The following is a 14,379-nucleotide window of genomic DNA, read 5'->3' as shown; positions in this document are numbered from 1 at the left end:
CCGGATCGGACCGTTGCTGCGACGGTTGCGCAAGCGCTCCCGGCCGGTGCGGTTCGGGCTGCACAGGGAGGACCGAGGATGCCGCCGGTCGGACGTCGGGCGCTGGTCGTGCGCGGGGGCTGGCCCGGGCACAGCCCGGTCGAGGCCACCGAGGTGATGGTGCCGTTCCTGCGCGCGGAGGGGTTCGACGTGACCGTACGGGACGACCTGGACTGCTACACCGAACCCGGGGTGATGGACGGACTCTCGCTGGTCGTGCAGTGCTGGACCATGGGACGGATCTCCGAGGAACAGGCGTCGGGTCTGATCCGCGCGGTCGCCGGCGGCACCGGGTTCGCCGGCTGGCACGGCGGCATCGCGGACTCCTTCCGGTCCCGTACCGAGTACCTGCAGCTCGTCGGTGGGCAGTTCGTCGCACATCCCGGCGGCTTCGTCGACCACACCATCGAGGTGGTGCCGGAGCGTGCGGACCACCCGGTGGTGGCCGGCCTGCCGAGCCCGTTCGCACTGCACACCGAGCAGTACTGGGTCCTCACCGACGATCTGGTCGATGTGCTCGCCACCACCACAATCCCGCCGGGCGAGTTCTGGGACCGGCCGGTCACCTGTCCGGCCGTCTGGACCCGGAACTGGGGCGCCGGCCGGGTGTTCGTGTGCACCGTCGGGCACCACCCTGCCGACCTGCTGGTCCCGGAGATCCGCGGGCTGCTCGAGCGCGGCCTGCTCTGGGCGGCCCGGTGAGGGTCGGCGTCGTCGGGGCCGGGCACGTGAGCGCCCAGTACCGCGAGACACTCGCCGGGCGCGCGGATCTCGACGTGGTCATGGTCGCCGACCGTCACGCCGAACGGGCCGGGCAGTTGGCGGGTGCGTTCCCCGGGGCGCAGGTCTGCGACACCGACGACCTGCTCGCCGACCCGGCTGTCGACGTCGTCCTCAACCTCACCACCCCCGCCTTCCACGCCGCGATCACCCGTGCCGCGCTGGCCGCCGGGCACCACGTCTACAGCGAGAAGCCCGTCGCCGTCGACCGTTCCGGGCTGGAGTCGCTCGCCGTGACGGCCGGCTCCGGTCCGTTCCTGGCCTGCGCTCCGGACACGGTGCTCGGCACCGGGCTGCAGACCGCGCGGCGGGTGGTCGATTCCGGCCGCATCGGCACACCGTTCGCCGCGCACGCGGTCATGGTCACGCCCGGGCACGAACGCTGGCATCCCGACCCCGAGTTCCACTACCGGGCCGGCGGCGGACCGCTCTTCGACATGGGTCCGTACTACCTGACCGCGCTGGTGCACCTGCTCGGACCGGTGGCCACGGTCACCGGGCGCAGCAGCCGGCCCCGACCGGTGCGGACCATCGACCGCGGCCCGCGCGCCGGCTGCGACTTCCCGACCGAGATCGACACCCATGAGGTGGCGGTGCTGGAGCATGCCGGCGGTGCGCTGAGCACGGTGGTGATGAGCTTCGACGCCACCGCGACCACTGCGGACCCGATCGAGATCCACGGCACCGCAGGCTCGATGACCGTCCCGGACCCGAACCACTTCGAGGGTGCGGTGTCGGTGCGCGAACGTGGCCGCCGGACCTTCGAGCCGGTCCCGGTGAGCGCCGGATACGTCGGCGGCGGTCGTGGGCTCGGCCTGGTCGACCTGGCGTCCCGGCTCGCCGACGGTGCACCGCCCCGGGCGTCCGGCGCGGTCGCCCTGCACGTGCTGGAGACGATGCTCGCCGCGCGGGACTCCGCCCGCCGCGGCGGCGCCCCGGTCCGGGTGCTCTCCATGCCGCCGGTGCCCGATCCGGTGCCGCTACGCGACCAGTGGTGACACCGCCGTCCGGTCGGCGTCCAGGAACTCGTCCATCATCGGCACCAGCCACGCCGCCCGCTGCGGCATCGAGGTGTGGGTGGAGCCGGGCAGCACGGCGAGCCGGCTCTCCGGTAGCCCGACCAGGTCACCCGGCACTCCCCCGCCCAGCCAGCGGAACATCGCCACCGAGTGTTCCGGCCGGATGATGTCGGAGTCCGCGAGCACCAGCATGGTCGGCGCGGCGAGCCCACGGATCCGCTCCTCGGACCACTGCGGAAGGTGCGCGTCCAGCACCTTCATCCGGCGGACCAGTCCGGCCCAGCCGGACGGGTCGGGCGCCGTGCGCAGGTAGTCCTCGTGGAACTCCGAGCCGTGCAGGTGTTCCGGCTCCAGCTGTGCGATCCCGTCGAGCAGGCCCGGGTACAGCCCCGAGTCGTCGGCGCTGACCGAGGCGAGCACCAGGCGGCCGACCCGCTCCGGGTGCTCCGTGCCCAGGTGCAGGGCCACTGCGGCACCCATGCTCCAGCCGAACATGTCGGCCGCCTCCACGCCCAGCAGGTCCAGCACGCCGAGCACGTCGCCGGCGAAGTCGGCGACCGTGAACGGCCGGTCGATGTCCGGGGTGTGGCAGTGCCCTTGGAACTCGACGGCGATCACCCGCCGCCGGCGCGCGAGCAGGGGCAGGTAGTCCCCGAAGGAACTGCGGATCCCGGACAGTGCGCCGTGCAGCAGCACCAGCGGCCGGACCCCGGGGATCTCGGGGCCGAACTCCTCGTGATGGATGTCCATGCCTCTACTGTCGGCCGCGTCGCTTACGGTTTCCTTCAGGACGACTTCCAGGGGGTGCCGCCGGATGCGGTTCGGTGTGCTCGGCACGGTCACGGCGACGACCGACGACGGGGCGGTCGTGCCGATCCCGGGTGCGAAGGTCCGCCAGTTGCTCGCGGTGCTCCTGGTGCACCGCAACCGGGTGGTGTCGGCGGACCGGCTGATCGACGAGCTCTGGGGCGAGGCGGCTCCGGTGAATCCGGCCGGGGCGCTGCAGGTCCGGGTGTCCCAGCTGCGCAAGGCGTTGCAGGATGCGGAGTCCGGGGCGCGGGATCTGGTGGTGTCCCAACCGCCCGGGTACCTGCTGCGGGCCACGGAGGTGGACGCCGACGAGTTCGCCGCGTTCGGAGCGGCCGGGGACATGACGTCGCTGGTTCGCGCGCTCGGGCTGTGGCGCGGCCCGGCGTTCGCCGACATGGCCGACGCCGGGTTCGCCGACACCGAGATCACCCGGCTGCAGGAGCACCGTCTGGTGCTCCGCGAGCGGCTCGCCGACCTCCGGCTGACCGCCGGCGACCACGACCTGCTGGTCGGCGAGCTGGCCGGGTGGGCCGACGAGGACCCGCTGCGGGAGAGCGTGCGCGGCCTGCAGATGCGGGCGCTGTACGCGGCGGGTCGGCAGAAGGAGGCGCTCGAGGTCTACGCCGATGTCCGGGAGCGGCTGGCCGACGAGCTGGGGTTGGATCCCGGGCCGGAGCTGACCGCACTGCAGGCCCGGATCCTCGACCAGGACGCCGGTCTCGCCCCGGCGCCGCGGGCCGCACTGGTCCGCAACAGCGTGCCCGCCGGGGTCGACGAGCTGATCGGCCGCGGTGCGGCGCTCGCCGCGCTGCGCGCGGCACTGGACGCGCACCGGCTGGTGACCCTGATCGGCCCCGGCGGGGTCGGCAAGACCCGACTGGCGACCGAGACCGCCCGGGATGCCCCGCGTCCCGACGGCAACTGGTTCGTCGAACTCGCTGCCCTGCCCGCCGGGTCACCCGACGTCGCGAGCCGGGTGGCCCTCGCCCTCGGACTGCACGAGTCGGCCGGCGACGCGACGCCCCCGGACCGACGGCTGGTCGCGGCGCTCGACGGCCGGGACGCGCTGCTCGTGCTGGACAACGCCGAGCACGTGATCGAGCCGGTGGCCGAGCTGGCTGCGACCCTGCTGGCCGCCCTGCCCGGCCTCCGACTCCTGGTGACCAGTCGGGAGTCGCTCCGGATCGGCGGCGAGTTCCTCTACGACGTCGCGCCTCTCGCTCTGCCGGACGCCGACGACACGGACACCGTGCGCCGGTCGGCCGCGGCCCGGCTCTTCACCGCACGGGCCGCTGCGCACCGCCGCGACATCCGCATCGACGACCGCACGGCCGCGCCGATCGCCCGGCTCTGCCGCCGGCTGGACGGACTGCCGCTGGCACTGGAGCTGGCCGCGGCCCGGGTGCGGACACTCGGCATCCAGGGCGTGCTCGACCGGCTGGACGACCGGTTCGCGCTGCTGGACTCGGGGCGACGGGACCAGCCGGCGCGGCAGCGCACGCTGGCCGCCGTCATCGGCTGGAGCTGGGACCTGCTCGACCCATCGGACCGGGACGCGCTGGCCCGGCTGTCGGTGTTCTCGGGCGGCTGGACCGGCGCAGCGGCCGCGGTGGTCTGCGATGCCGACACGGATCTGCTGGAACGACTCGTCGACCGCTCCCTGGTGGTGGTCGACGAGGTGGTGGTCGACGGGGTGGTGGTCGACGAGGTCGTCGACGGCGCTGCCGGTGCGGATCCGCAGGACGGCGGAGCCGGACCGCGGTACCACCTCCTGGAGTCGGTCCGGGAGTACGCGGCCGCCCGGGTGACCGAACCCGATGCCCTCCGCGACCGGCACCTGCAGTGGTGCGTCGCCGTCGCCACATCCGCCGATGCGCGACTGCGCGGCCCGGAACAGGCTGCGGCGCTGCCCATCCTGGACGCGGAGAGTGGGAACCTCGCCGCCGCCGAGGCCGCGGGAGGTGGCCTGCGGCTCGCGACGGTGTTGCTCTGGTACCGGTTCCTCCGTGGCCGGTTGACCGAGGCGCTGTCCGCGCTGTCGGTGACGGGGAGCCCCGCGGCGTCCGATGCGGCCGCGCCGTGGCGGCTGGGGCTGTCGATCCTGCTGGGTGGGCCGATCGAGATCGACGAGGTCGCCGGTGTCCTGGCGGCCGCCGCAACGCCGATGCGGGCGCGGTGGTTCCTCGCGCATGCGCTGATCGAGCGCAGCGAACTCGAACCCGGAGCGGCTGCACTGCCGGTGGGCACACCCGATGCCGACGGTGGCGGCGCCGACGGCGATGGTGACGACACTCTCTGGGTCACGGCGGCGGTGGCCGTGGACCGGGCCCGGTTGGCGCATGTGATCGGTGATCTCGACGCGTTGGCGAGGGAGAGTTCTCGTGGCGCAGAGCTCTTCGCGGTGATCGGTGATCCCTGGGGACAACTGCAGGCCGCGGACTGGCAGGCGGGCCTGGCCGAGATGGAGGGCCGGTTGGACGACGCGGCTGCCCTGCTGTCGACGGGCCTGCACCAGGCGGAAGAGCTGCAGCTCTGGCCCGATGTGGTGGGCAAGCTGTCCTGGCTGGCGTGGATCCGGTTGCAGGCAGGCGACGTCGCGGCCGGGCGGGAACTCGCCGAGCGGGCCCGTCGGGTGGCCGCGGACCAGGGGTCCTCTGCGGGGACCGTGCTCGCCGACATCTGCCTGGCGACGGCCCTCCGCCGCCTTGGCGAGACTGGAACGGCTGCAGGCCTTCTCGACTCCATGATCGCAGCCGCTCGGGCGGAGTGCTCGCCGCCCGTGCATCTTCCGATGATCCTGCTCGAGCTGGCGTCGATCCACTCGGAGCAGGATCTCCCGGGTCCGGCTGCCGCGCTCTGCGCCGAGGCGTTCACGGCGTCGATGGCGATGGGTTCCCCGCGCGATGCGGCCGGGGCACTGGAGTCGTTGGCCGCGCTGGCCGTCGATCCCACCGACGGCGCCCGCCTGCTGGGGGCGGCCGGAGCCTCGCACTCCGCCGATCCCCCGTTGCCCACGGCGGAGACGGAGACGGTCGGCGCGCTTGCGGGGCGTCTCCGGGAGGTCCTCGGGGCCGGACCCTTCGGCCTTGCCGAGGCCGAAGGCGCCGCTCTGGACGTTGCCGACCTCCAGGCGCTGGTGGGCCGAACGGCCGACCTCGCCGGCGCGCCCGGGAGACCGGACGGGCGCACCGGCGACGGCGCCGCCGATCAGCCGGCGGTCTTCGGGCGGTAGGTCGCGACGATCACGCCGTTGCCGAAGACCTTGGTGCCGATCAGCTCGAACGTGGCCGCGGCGTCCTGCAGCGGCGAGGTCAGCGAGGGGCCGCCGACCAGGACCGGGTGGATCCAGAAGATCACCTCGTCCACCAGACCGGCCTTGACCAGCTGGTCGGTGACCGAGCCGTAGCCGTACTGGATGATGTCCTTGCCCTCGGTGGCCTTCAGTGCGGTGACCGCTTCGACCAGGTCGCCCTGCAGCACCTCGGTGTTCTTCCAGGTGGGATCGGTCAGCGTGGTGGAGGCGACGTACTTCTTGACGTTGTTGAAGTAGGCGGCGCCGGTGGACGGGTCGTTCTCGTCCCGGTTCGGCCAGGCCTGCGACATCCCGTCGTACGTGGCCCGCCCCATCAGCATCGCGTCGGCGGCCTCGGTGATGGCACCGGCGACGGCGCCGGCCTCCTCGTCGAAGTAGTCCATCGTGAACATAGGGTTCTCGATGTGGCCGTCGAGGGTGATGTAGGTCGAGTTGATCAGCTTGCGCATGTCGGGCTCCTTGGGTTCTGGTCCGGCTCTTCGTCCGGGCCGTTCGTGTTCTCCTGACACCGAGAACACTGCCGGGCCGACCTTACGGTTCCCTTCAGGTCCGGTTCCGGTGCGGTCCTGACGCGGCGTGATCGGTGACGTCAGGCCTTGTCAGGCGCGTCAGTCACTGAGCCGGACCCAGAGGAACAGCGCGAACAGCAGGGTGATGAAGGCGGTGCCCGCGATCATCCAGAGCCAGTCGATCGGGGTACCGGCGAGGGCGTTGCCGACGAGCGAGCCACCGACCACGAGCACGACGAACACCGCGGCGAGCACGATGGTGAGGCGCCGTTGCGCGGGCGGGATGGACCCGGAGTGCGACATCAGCTCTCTCCTGCCCGATCCGTGGCGGCGGCCGCCATCAGCCGGTGCAGGTCGTCCCGTAGCCGCTCGAGTTGGTCGAGCGGCATCCCGAGCCGCTGGACGATTGCCGGTGGGATCTCCAACGCCTTTGTCCGCAGTGCGCGACCGGGGCCGGTCAGCGTCACCGCGAGCAGCCGCTCGTCGGTCGTCGAGCGCCGTCGCTCGACCAGACCGGAGGCCTCCAGGCGCTTGAGCAACGGCGAGAGCGTGCCCGGGTCCAGGTCCAGCACCTCGGACAGCTCCTTGACCGACCGCGGATCCTTCTCCCACAGCGCCAGCATCACCAGGTACTGCGGGTGCGTCAGCCCCATCGGTTCGAGCAGCGGCCGGTACAGCGACAGCACACCCCGCGACGCCACGACGAGGGCGAAACACACCTGCTGATCGAGCGTCAGCGGATCGTCGGGTGGGGCAGCGGTAGCGGGCCTGTTGGTCACGGTTCCATGCTACGCCATTGTTTGCCACACCAATCATTGCCGCACCGCTTCATCGGATCGGACAAACTGCCGTTCCGGTGTCATGCTGGTCCACGCCATCGTTCTCGCAGGTGACGAGCGGATCGGAGGGCCAGTCGTCGATGATCAACGAGACCTACCGGTTCGCCTACGACCTCGCCGATGCCCGGCTGAAGGAACAGCTGCAGACGATCGCGGATCTTCGGACACGCTCGGCCGGGCTGCTGGCCGCTGCCGCGATCGGCACCTCCTTCACGGCGGGTCTGGGCTTGTTCGGCGCCGATCAGTCGTCCCCCGAGTACCTGCTGCCCACCTGGGCGACGTGGGTGCTCGCGGCGGTGGTTCTCTCGGTCGGTGGTTGCGCGATGTTCGTGCTGTTCCCGGTGAAGCGGTGGGCGTTCGGCATCAACGCGCTGGACGTGCTCGACGAGGAGTCGCGGAGAGATGCCAACAAGATCCTCCGGATGGCGACTGTGAGTGCAAGCCGCGCAGCGGACAGGAACCAGCCGTTGATCGAGCGGCGGTTCAACGCGTACCGAGCCGGCGTGGCACTGCTGGTCGGGGAGGTTGCCGTGTTGATGATCGCGATCGGAGTCGGGCGCCCATGACCGAGGACGAGTTCCGCATCCGTGAAGGGTCGAACTTCGGCCCGCCGCAGCCGTACGGATCGCCGGAGAATCCGATGGACCGGCCACATACCGGGGTTCCGTTCGCACCCGGCCAGGCCCCGTCGATGGAATTCGTCCCGGCGCCATCCGCACAAAGGTCCCCGGGCACACTCCGGTTCGTCCTGGTCGGGCTGCTGGTGATCCTGGTCGCCCTCGTCGTCCTTCTCCTGGTGTTGATCTGACGCCCCAAGAAGTCTCTACTCCCGACGAGAGTCCCGATTCCGGTAAGCGCGAGGCGGGAACCGCCGGAAACATGGCCATCATCGACAGTTCCGGTTTCTCCCACGTCCGGCTCACCGTCAGCGACATCGCCCGGTCCAAGGCCTTCTACTCGCAGGTGTTGGGCTGGCCGATCGCCGTGGACATGTCCGACCACGTGGACGAACCGGGGGTCCGTGAGGCTCCCGAGAAGTTCTACGGCGGCACGGTGTTCAGCACGCCCTCCGGCGCACTCCTCGGGCTTCGCCCGGTGGCGCCCGGTGACAGCGTCTTCGATCCGGACCAGGCCGGTCTCGATCACGTCAGCTTCGCGGTCGCGTCCCGGGACGACCTGGTCGCGGCGGCGGAGCGCTTCTCCGCGGAGGGCATCGAGCACGGTGAGGTCATCGACCTGACCGCGGCCGGCATGGCGATCCTGTCGTTCCAGGACCCGGACGGCATCAACCTGGAGTTGTCCGCTCCGCTGGGCTGAGCAGATCGGCAGGGGCGCCGGCACCGTTGCGGAGAGCGTCGACCACCTGACGGGCGAGAGCACTGTGGGCGATCAGGGTGCGATGCTCGACCCCGAACACGGCGAGCCCGAGATCATCTGCGGCGTCGTCGATGTCAGGTGGCTGGTCGGGATCGGCCGACAGGAAGACGATCGGTCCGCCGGGAGCAACACGACGGATCGCATCAGGCGACGGCGCGGACACCACGACGCGCAACCGCCCGTCGGCGGCACCCAAGCGGCGCATCCAGGCCTCGGCCGCGCGCTGGTCCGTGCCGGCCGGCGGCACCGGTCCGTACGGTCGCCAACGACCTCCCACCTGGCGGGACCAGACCGTACGGGCCGCGTCCTCGGCCACCGCGGCGAGCCCCTGACTCCGCAGATGTCCCCAGCGGATGCGTCGCTCCTTCACCCGGTGCCGGCCGGCCACCGTGCCGAACACCAGCGCCACCAGGACCGCGCCCACGCAGATCAGCACGGTGAGTCCGGGGACCGGGCGGGCTGCGCTCGATCCGATGACGAGCAGGCTGACGTCGACAGCCACGGCCCAGGCCAGGGCGAACGCGAGGGAACCGGCGAAGAGTCGACCCCGGGCCGGCACCGCCGCCTCGGCCTGCGCCCGCACGCCGTCAGCCAGATCGGCGGGCACCCGGCGGACGATCTCCGCCAGCGGCATGTCGCTGTCCGCCCAACGCGCGGCCGCGTCCCACGCCTGCTGCTGCAGGGTCGACGTGGTGACCTCCGGCGGGGTTGCCATCCCGCCATTCTCGCGCGACGACGCGCGCGGCACACCATCGCCTCGACGTCCAGGAAGCGATCAGCCGTTGGCTAGGAATTTCGAAGTAACTTCTCCGTGGTTTGCACCGGGTGCGCTCACCGGCGCAGACTCGGAGCATGCCCGACTACCACCGGCCGCTCAGCTTCGGCACGTTCCTCACCCCGGTGAACGATCCGCCGTCCCAGCCGGTCGACCTCGCGCGGCGCAGCGAGGAGTGGGGCTACGACCTCGTCACCTTCCAGGACCACCCCTATCAGCCGACCTTCCACGACACCTGGACCTTGCTCTGCTGGGTGGCTGCCCGCACCACCACGATCCAGTTGTCGGCGAACGTGCTGAACCTCCCGCTGCGCCTGCCGGCGGTCGCGGCGCGGGCGGCGGCGAGTCTGGACCTGCTGTCCGGCGGCCGGGTGCAGCTCGGCCTGGGATCGGGCGCCTTCTGGGACGCGATCGAGGCGATGGGCGGGCGCCGTCTGACGCCGGCCGAAGCGGTGACCTCCCTGGAGGAGGCGATCGGGATCATCCGCGGCGTCTGGGATCCCGCCGAGCGCCGACCGTTGCGGGTGGCCGGCACCGTGTACTCGGTCGACGGCGCGAAGCGTGGGCCGGCACCGGCGCACGACATCCCCATCCACATCGGGGCCTACAAGCCCCGGATGCTCCGCTTGGTCGGGCGCTCGGCCGACGGCTGGCTGCCGTCGCTGCCGTACCTGCAGCCCGGGGATCTCGAGAAGGGGAACCGGACGATCGACGATGCCGCGGTCGCGGCCGGGCGGGATCCGCGCGAGATCCGGCGGCTGCTCAACGTGATGGGGCAGTTCGGTTCGGCCCGGGCCGCCGACAAGATCCTCACCGGGCCCCCGGCGACCTGGGTCGAAGACCTGCTTCCGCTGGCCGTCGAGCAGGGCGTCGACACCTTCGTCCTCGGCTCCGACGACCCGTACTCGCTCCAGATGTTCGCCGAGGAGGTCGCGCCTGCGCTGCGGGAGGCGGTCGCGGAGCACCGTGGCCCGGGTGCCGCCGATCTCGCCCCGGTGCGGAGTGCAGAGGTGCGCGCGCGTCGACGACCGGGAATCGACTACGAGGCCGTCCCCGCCCGGCTCACTGCGATCGAGCCCGGGGACGCGCGGTTCGGCCGGGTCCGCAACACCTACATGCGCGGCGGCTCACCGGGTCTGGTCCTGCAGGCCGGATCCGTGCAGGACGTGGTGACCGCACTCGAGTTCGCCCGCCGGCAGCAGGTCCCACTGGCGGTGCGCAGCGGCGGCCACGGCATCAGCGGGCGGTCGACGAACGACGGCGGCATCGTGATCGACCTGGCCGGGATGAACGAGATCACCGTGCTGGACGAGGCGCGGCGGATCGTCCGGCTCGGCCCGGGGGCGAGGTGGGGCGAGGTGGCCGCGGCCCTCGACCCGTACGGCTGGGCGCTCAGCTCCGGCGATTACGGCGGGGTCGGCGTCGGCGGGCTGGCCACAGCGGGCGGGATCGGCTGGCTGGCCCGTCAGCACGGGTTGACCGTCGACCACCTGCGCGCGGTTGAGATCGTGCTCTCGGACGGGACTCTCGTGCGGGCCGACGCGGAGCACGAGCCGGATCTGTTCTGGGCGGTGCGGGGCGCCGGGGCCAACTTCGGCATCGTCACGGCGTTCGAGTTCGAGGTGGACGAGGTCGGTGACGTGGGCTGGGCCCAGCTCGCGATCCGGGTGGACGACATCGCCGACTACCTGGTGCGGTTCGGTGCGGTGATGGAGGCAGCGCCCCGCGACCTGACCTGCTTCCTGATCATGGGCGCGACCCGGCCCGGGCGGCCGCAGGTGGCCCAGCTGATGGCAATGGTGGACTGCGACGACCCGGACACGATCATCTCCCGCCTGCAACCGCTCGCCGACACCGGACCGCTGCTGGACCAGTCGGTCTCGCTCACCCGGTACGCGAGCGTGATGAACAACGCCAGCCCGGCCGCCCACAACGGTCAGGGTGACCCGGTGGCGAGATCCGGTCTGATCGACCACCTGACCCCGGCGTTCACCTCCGGGATCGCCGGCCTGCTCGACGCAGGCACCAGCTATTTCTTCCAGATCCGCTGTGTCGGCGGTGCTGTCGGCGACGTCGATCCTGCCGCCACCGCCTACGGCAACCGGTCGGCCAACTTCTCGGTGATCGCGTTCGGCGGTGACAGGGCGCGGCTCGACGACCGCTGGGACGCCCTGCACCCGCACTTCTCCGGCCTGTACCCCAGTTTCGACACCGACCTGCGCGAGGCGAGACTCGACGATGCCTTCCCACCCGCGACCATCGCGCGGCTGCGCGATCTCAAGCGCCGCTACGACCCGGACAACGTGTTCCGTGACAACTTCAACATCCGTCCCGAGCAGGCGGTGACCGGCTGAGGTCGGTGGGGCGGTCGGGTTCAGTGCCTGCCCTGGCGAGCGAGAGCTGCTACAGGCGTGAAGTTCTCGAGTCCGGCGGCAGCGGGTGGGTGGTCGCGTTCACTGCTTGCCCTGACCACCGAGAGCGGCTGCAGGCATGGAGTTCTCGAGCCGGCCGGCGGTGGGGAGTTCCTTCACGGTCCTCAGATTGACACCACGTGTACCTGAACGGCCCCGGAGGCAGCGGCCCTCCGTAGTTCGCCTTCCCTGGCCCGTCAACCACAACGGATCCGTCGCCATCCCCATTCGTTGGCCGAACAACCGTCTGGAGAACGGATGTCGGGCCAACGAACTGCGGGACGTCCGGTTCCCGGGGCAAGGAATCAGAAGGCCATGCCACCGTTCACGTCGAGGATGTGGCCGGTGACGAAGGAAGCGTCCTCGGAGCAGAGGAAGGCCACCGCTCCGGCGATGTCGGCCGGCGTGCCGGCGCGGCCGAGCGGGCTGGCCGCACGCATGGCCGCCTGTGCTTCCTCCGGCATCGCCGCGGTCATGTCGGTCTCGATGAAGCCGGGCCGGATGCCGTTGACGGTGGTGCCGGCACGGGCGAGCTCGGAAGCCCCGGAGCGGACCAGTCCGACAACCCCGGCCTTGGCTGCGATGTAGTTCATCTGGCCGAAGTTGCCCGCCTTGGCCACCACCGACGAGATCAGCACCACCCGGCCGGGCCCAGGTGCGCGCAGCCACGGCGCGCAGGCCCGTAGACCGTTGAACACACCGGTCAGGTTGACGGCGATGACGGCGTCCCAGTCCTCGTCGGTGAGCTTGTGGAAGGCCTTGTCGCGCGTGATGCCGGCGTTGCCGATGTAGCAGTCCAGGCCGCCCATCTCGGCAGCGGCCTTCCCCACGGTCGCCCCGAGGCCGGCCGCATCGGTGACGTCCGCGCCGTACCCGAAGACCCGGCTGCCGGTGGCCTCGCCGATGGCAGCGGCGGTCGCCAGTGCTCCCTGCTCGTTCCGGTCGACCAGGGCGACGCTCATCCCTTCCTCGGCGAGCCGCCGACCGATCGCGGCACCGATGCCCTGGGCGCCCCCGGTGACCAGGGCCTTGCCGACTGCGAACCGGGACGTCATCCCGACACCTCCATCACCGCCGCGCACGGCATCGACATTTCTACCAACCGATTGTAAGGTAACCGGATGCCCGGCCCGGACCTGCATCCGCTCAGCGCACTGCTGCGCCGATACGCCTATTCCTACACCGCATCTCACGACCTGTCGATCATCGGCGAGCTGATGGTGGACGACTACGAGCTGCTGATGGGCCCGTTCGTGGCCCGCGGCCGGGAGCAGCACTACCGGCCCGCGACCGAGAAGCAGTACCGGCAGTACCCCGGGCTCGGATTCACGGTGCACGAGCTGCTCAACAACGGCTCGCGCGCCGCGTTCCGCTTCTCCGAGCACGGCCGTTCGCTCCGCAACGGGCAGGACGCCGTCTGGCGCGGTATCAGCCTGTACGAGTACGACGGGGAGCGGTTGACCCGGTGCCGGGTCGAGCAGGACTACGAGTCGCGGCAACGGCAGGCCGCCGACGGACGGGCCGACGTCATCCCCGCGCCCGCGATGGATCCGTGGACCGCCCCGCCCGCGCCTGCGGACGCCGCGGGCGAGCAACTCGTTCGGGACCATCTCTGCAGCGCAGCGTTTCTCACGGCGCCGGGGATCGTCTTCGACGCCGAGGACGCGGGTGACCATCCGGAGAACCGGGTGCGGCTCGATGCCCCGACCGTGGAGGTGCTCGACCTGTTCGGCGCCGGCCCGGCGGTGGCCGCGCACGTGGCGGTCGACGGCAGCTACCTGGGCGGCCTCGGCGACGGGTTCGCGTCGGCCGTCGGCTCGACCGCGCGGCTGTACGCCACCGCCATCCTGCACGTCGCGCCGGCCACCGGGGACATCACCGGCCACGTGGTGACCGACCGGCTGGCCTGCGGTCGCCGACTCTCGGCGGCGATCGCATGACCGCCCTCCCCGGCGGACTGCCCACGGGTTCGCTGCCGGACGCCGCCTTCGAGGTCTTCCACACCGGCTTCGTGGTCTCCGACATCGAACGCGACATGGCGGATCTCAGCCGTCTGCTCGGAGTGCGCTGGACGCCGATCGAGGACCGCACGATGGTGCTGAAGGGCCCGGACGGCCCGGTGCGGCCGGAGATGCGTCTGGCCTACACCGTCGAGGGCCCGCATCACCTCGAGGTGATCCAGGCCGTGCCCGGCACGCTGTGGGCACTGCAGCCGGTCGGGGTCGGCGGCATCATCGCCCCGCACCACATCGGCGCCTGGTGCGACGACGTGCCCGCGGCGTCCGCCGCGCTCGCGGCATCCGGGTCCCCGATGCTGGCCACCTACGACTCCGGCCAGGACGGCGCGTCCGGCTTCGCCTACCACCGGCTCCCCGGCGGCGTGCTGCTGGAGATCTGCGCGTCGTCCCGGCGGCCCGGGTTCGAGGCATGGTTCGCCGGAGGACCCTTCCCGGTCGGCAACTGAGCCCCCCCCCGGTCGCGGAGCCGGTGCACCGCGATGGGACGAC

General features: G+C 71.6%; 15 protein-coding genes. 9 read left to right on the top strand and 6 right to left on the bottom strand.

Translation table 11 applies throughout. The features are described 5' to 3' along the window. Positions 1-78 precede the first annotated feature (78 nt). Together GIS00_RS08045 and GIS00_RS08040 are read left to right on the top strand one after the other, a co-directional pair. Positions 79-741 (top strand): ThuA domain-containing protein, encoded by a 663-nt coding sequence (locus GIS00_RS08045; protein ID WP_154767641.1) that lies wholly within the window; start codon positions 79-81, stop codon positions 739-741. Then, positions 738-1,817, top strand: a complete 1,080-nt coding sequence (locus GIS00_RS08040; RefSeq protein WP_407666767.1) for a Gfo/Idh/MocA family protein — start codon at positions 738-740, stop codon at positions 1,815-1,817. Before GIS00_RS08045 ends, GIS00_RS08040 begins: the two co-directional genes overlap by 4 nt. Here GIS00_RS08040 and GIS00_RS08035 read toward each other — a convergent pair. Next, positions 1,800-2,588, bottom strand: a complete 789-nt coding sequence (locus GIS00_RS08035; RefSeq protein WP_154767640.1) for an alpha/beta fold hydrolase — start codon at positions 2,586-2,588, stop codon at positions 1,800-1,802. The two genes, GIS00_RS08040 and GIS00_RS08035, sit on opposite strands and share 18 nt — an antisense overlap. 64 nt (positions 2,589-2,652) lie before the next feature. On the opposite strand from GIS00_RS08035, the gene GIS00_RS08030 reads away from it, so the two are divergent. Beyond that, the gene (locus GIS00_RS08030) at positions 2,653-5,880 is read left to right on the top strand and encodes a BTAD domain-containing putative transcriptional regulator (protein WP_196073169.1); all 3,228 of its coding nucleotides are present in this window, start codon (positions 2,653-2,655) and stop codon (positions 5,878-5,880) included. Here GIS00_RS08030 and GIS00_RS08025 read toward each other — a convergent pair. The 3 genes from GIS00_RS08025 to GIS00_RS08015 all read right to left on the bottom strand — a co-directional run bounded on the left by GIS00_RS08025 (position 5,856) and on the right by GIS00_RS08015 (position 7,249). After that, on the bottom strand, positions 5,856-6,410 hold the full coding sequence (locus tag GIS00_RS08025) for a dihydrofolate reductase family protein (protein ID WP_154767638.1): 555 nt from the start codon (positions 6,408-6,410) through the stop codon (positions 5,856-5,858). The genes GIS00_RS08030 and GIS00_RS08025 overlap by 25 nt on opposite strands. A 159-nt stretch (positions 6,411-6,569) precedes the next feature. Next, positions 6,570-6,773, bottom strand: a complete 204-nt coding sequence (locus tag GIS00_RS08020; RefSeq protein ID WP_154767637.1) for a hypothetical protein — start codon at positions 6,771-6,773, stop codon at positions 6,570-6,572. Further along, positions 6,773-7,249 (bottom strand): MarR family winged helix-turn-helix transcriptional regulator, encoded by a 477-nt coding sequence (locus tag GIS00_RS08015; RefSeq protein ID WP_322097680.1) that lies wholly within the window; start codon positions 7,247-7,249, stop codon positions 6,773-6,775. Before GIS00_RS08015 ends, GIS00_RS08020 begins: the two co-directional genes overlap by 1 nt. Before the next feature lie 110 nt (positions 7,250-7,359). Here GIS00_RS08015 and GIS00_RS08010 point away from each other — a divergent pair, with 110 nt between their 5' ends. The 3 genes from GIS00_RS08010 (at position 7,360) to GIS00_RS08000 (ending at position 8,626) form a co-directional block, all read left to right on the top strand. Continuing rightward, complete coding sequence (locus GIS00_RS08010; RefSeq protein WP_154767636.1) at positions 7,360-7,875, top strand: hypothetical protein; 516 nt, start codon at positions 7,360-7,362, stop codon at positions 7,873-7,875. After that, positions 7,872-8,117: a hypothetical protein gene (locus GIS00_RS08005; protein ID WP_154767635.1), complete on the top strand. Its 246-nt coding sequence runs from the start codon at positions 7,872-7,874 to the stop codon at positions 8,115-8,117. The genes GIS00_RS08010 and GIS00_RS08005 overlap by 4 nt, the downstream gene beginning before the upstream one ends. Before the next feature lie 71 nt (positions 8,118-8,188). Continuing rightward, on the top strand, positions 8,189-8,626 hold the full coding sequence (locus GIS00_RS08000; protein ID WP_154767634.1) for a VOC family protein: 438 nt from the start codon (positions 8,189-8,191) through the stop codon (positions 8,624-8,626). Here the strand turns inward: GIS00_RS08000 and GIS00_RS07995 are convergent. Continuing rightward, on the bottom strand, positions 8,595-9,401 hold the full coding sequence (locus GIS00_RS07995) for a hypothetical protein (RefSeq protein ID WP_154767633.1): 807 nt from the start codon (positions 9,399-9,401) through the stop codon (positions 8,595-8,597). The two genes, GIS00_RS08000 and GIS00_RS07995, sit on opposite strands and share 32 nt — an antisense overlap. A gap of 137 nt (positions 9,402-9,538) precedes the next feature. Between GIS00_RS07995 and GIS00_RS07990 the strand changes: the two genes are divergently transcribed. Then, positions 9,539-11,815 (top strand): LLM class flavin-dependent oxidoreductase, encoded by a 2,277-nt coding sequence (locus tag GIS00_RS07990; RefSeq protein ID WP_154767632.1) that lies wholly within the window; start codon positions 9,539-9,541, stop codon positions 11,813-11,815. 362 nt (positions 11,816-12,177) lie between these two features. Here GIS00_RS07990 and GIS00_RS07985 read toward each other — a convergent pair whose 3' ends face one another. Continuing rightward, on the bottom strand, positions 12,178-12,927 hold the full coding sequence (locus tag GIS00_RS07985; RefSeq protein ID WP_196073168.1) for an SDR family oxidoreductase: 750 nt from the start codon (positions 12,925-12,927) through the stop codon (positions 12,178-12,180). Between the two features lie 66 nt (positions 12,928-12,993). Between GIS00_RS07985 and GIS00_RS07980 the strand changes: the two genes are divergently transcribed. Together GIS00_RS07980 and GIS00_RS07975 are read left to right on the top strand one after the other, a co-directional pair. Continuing rightward, a complete protein-coding gene (locus GIS00_RS07980) occupies positions 12,994-13,812 on the top strand; it encodes a nuclear transport factor 2 family protein (RefSeq protein ID WP_154767630.1) in 819 nt (272 codons plus the stop codon). Beyond that, positions 13,809-14,336, top strand: a complete 528-nt coding sequence (locus tag GIS00_RS07975; protein WP_154767629.1) for a VOC family protein — start codon at positions 13,809-13,811, stop codon at positions 14,334-14,336. The genes GIS00_RS07980 and GIS00_RS07975 overlap by 4 nt, the downstream gene beginning before the upstream one ends. Positions 14,337-14,379: the final 43 nt, after the last annotated feature.

This window comes from Nakamurella alba, assembly GCF_009707545.1.
Lineage (GTDB): Bacteria > Actinomycetota > Actinomycetes > Mycobacteriales > Nakamurellaceae > Nakamurella > Nakamurella alba.
This window is presented reverse-complemented; position numbering and strand designations above follow the sequence as displayed.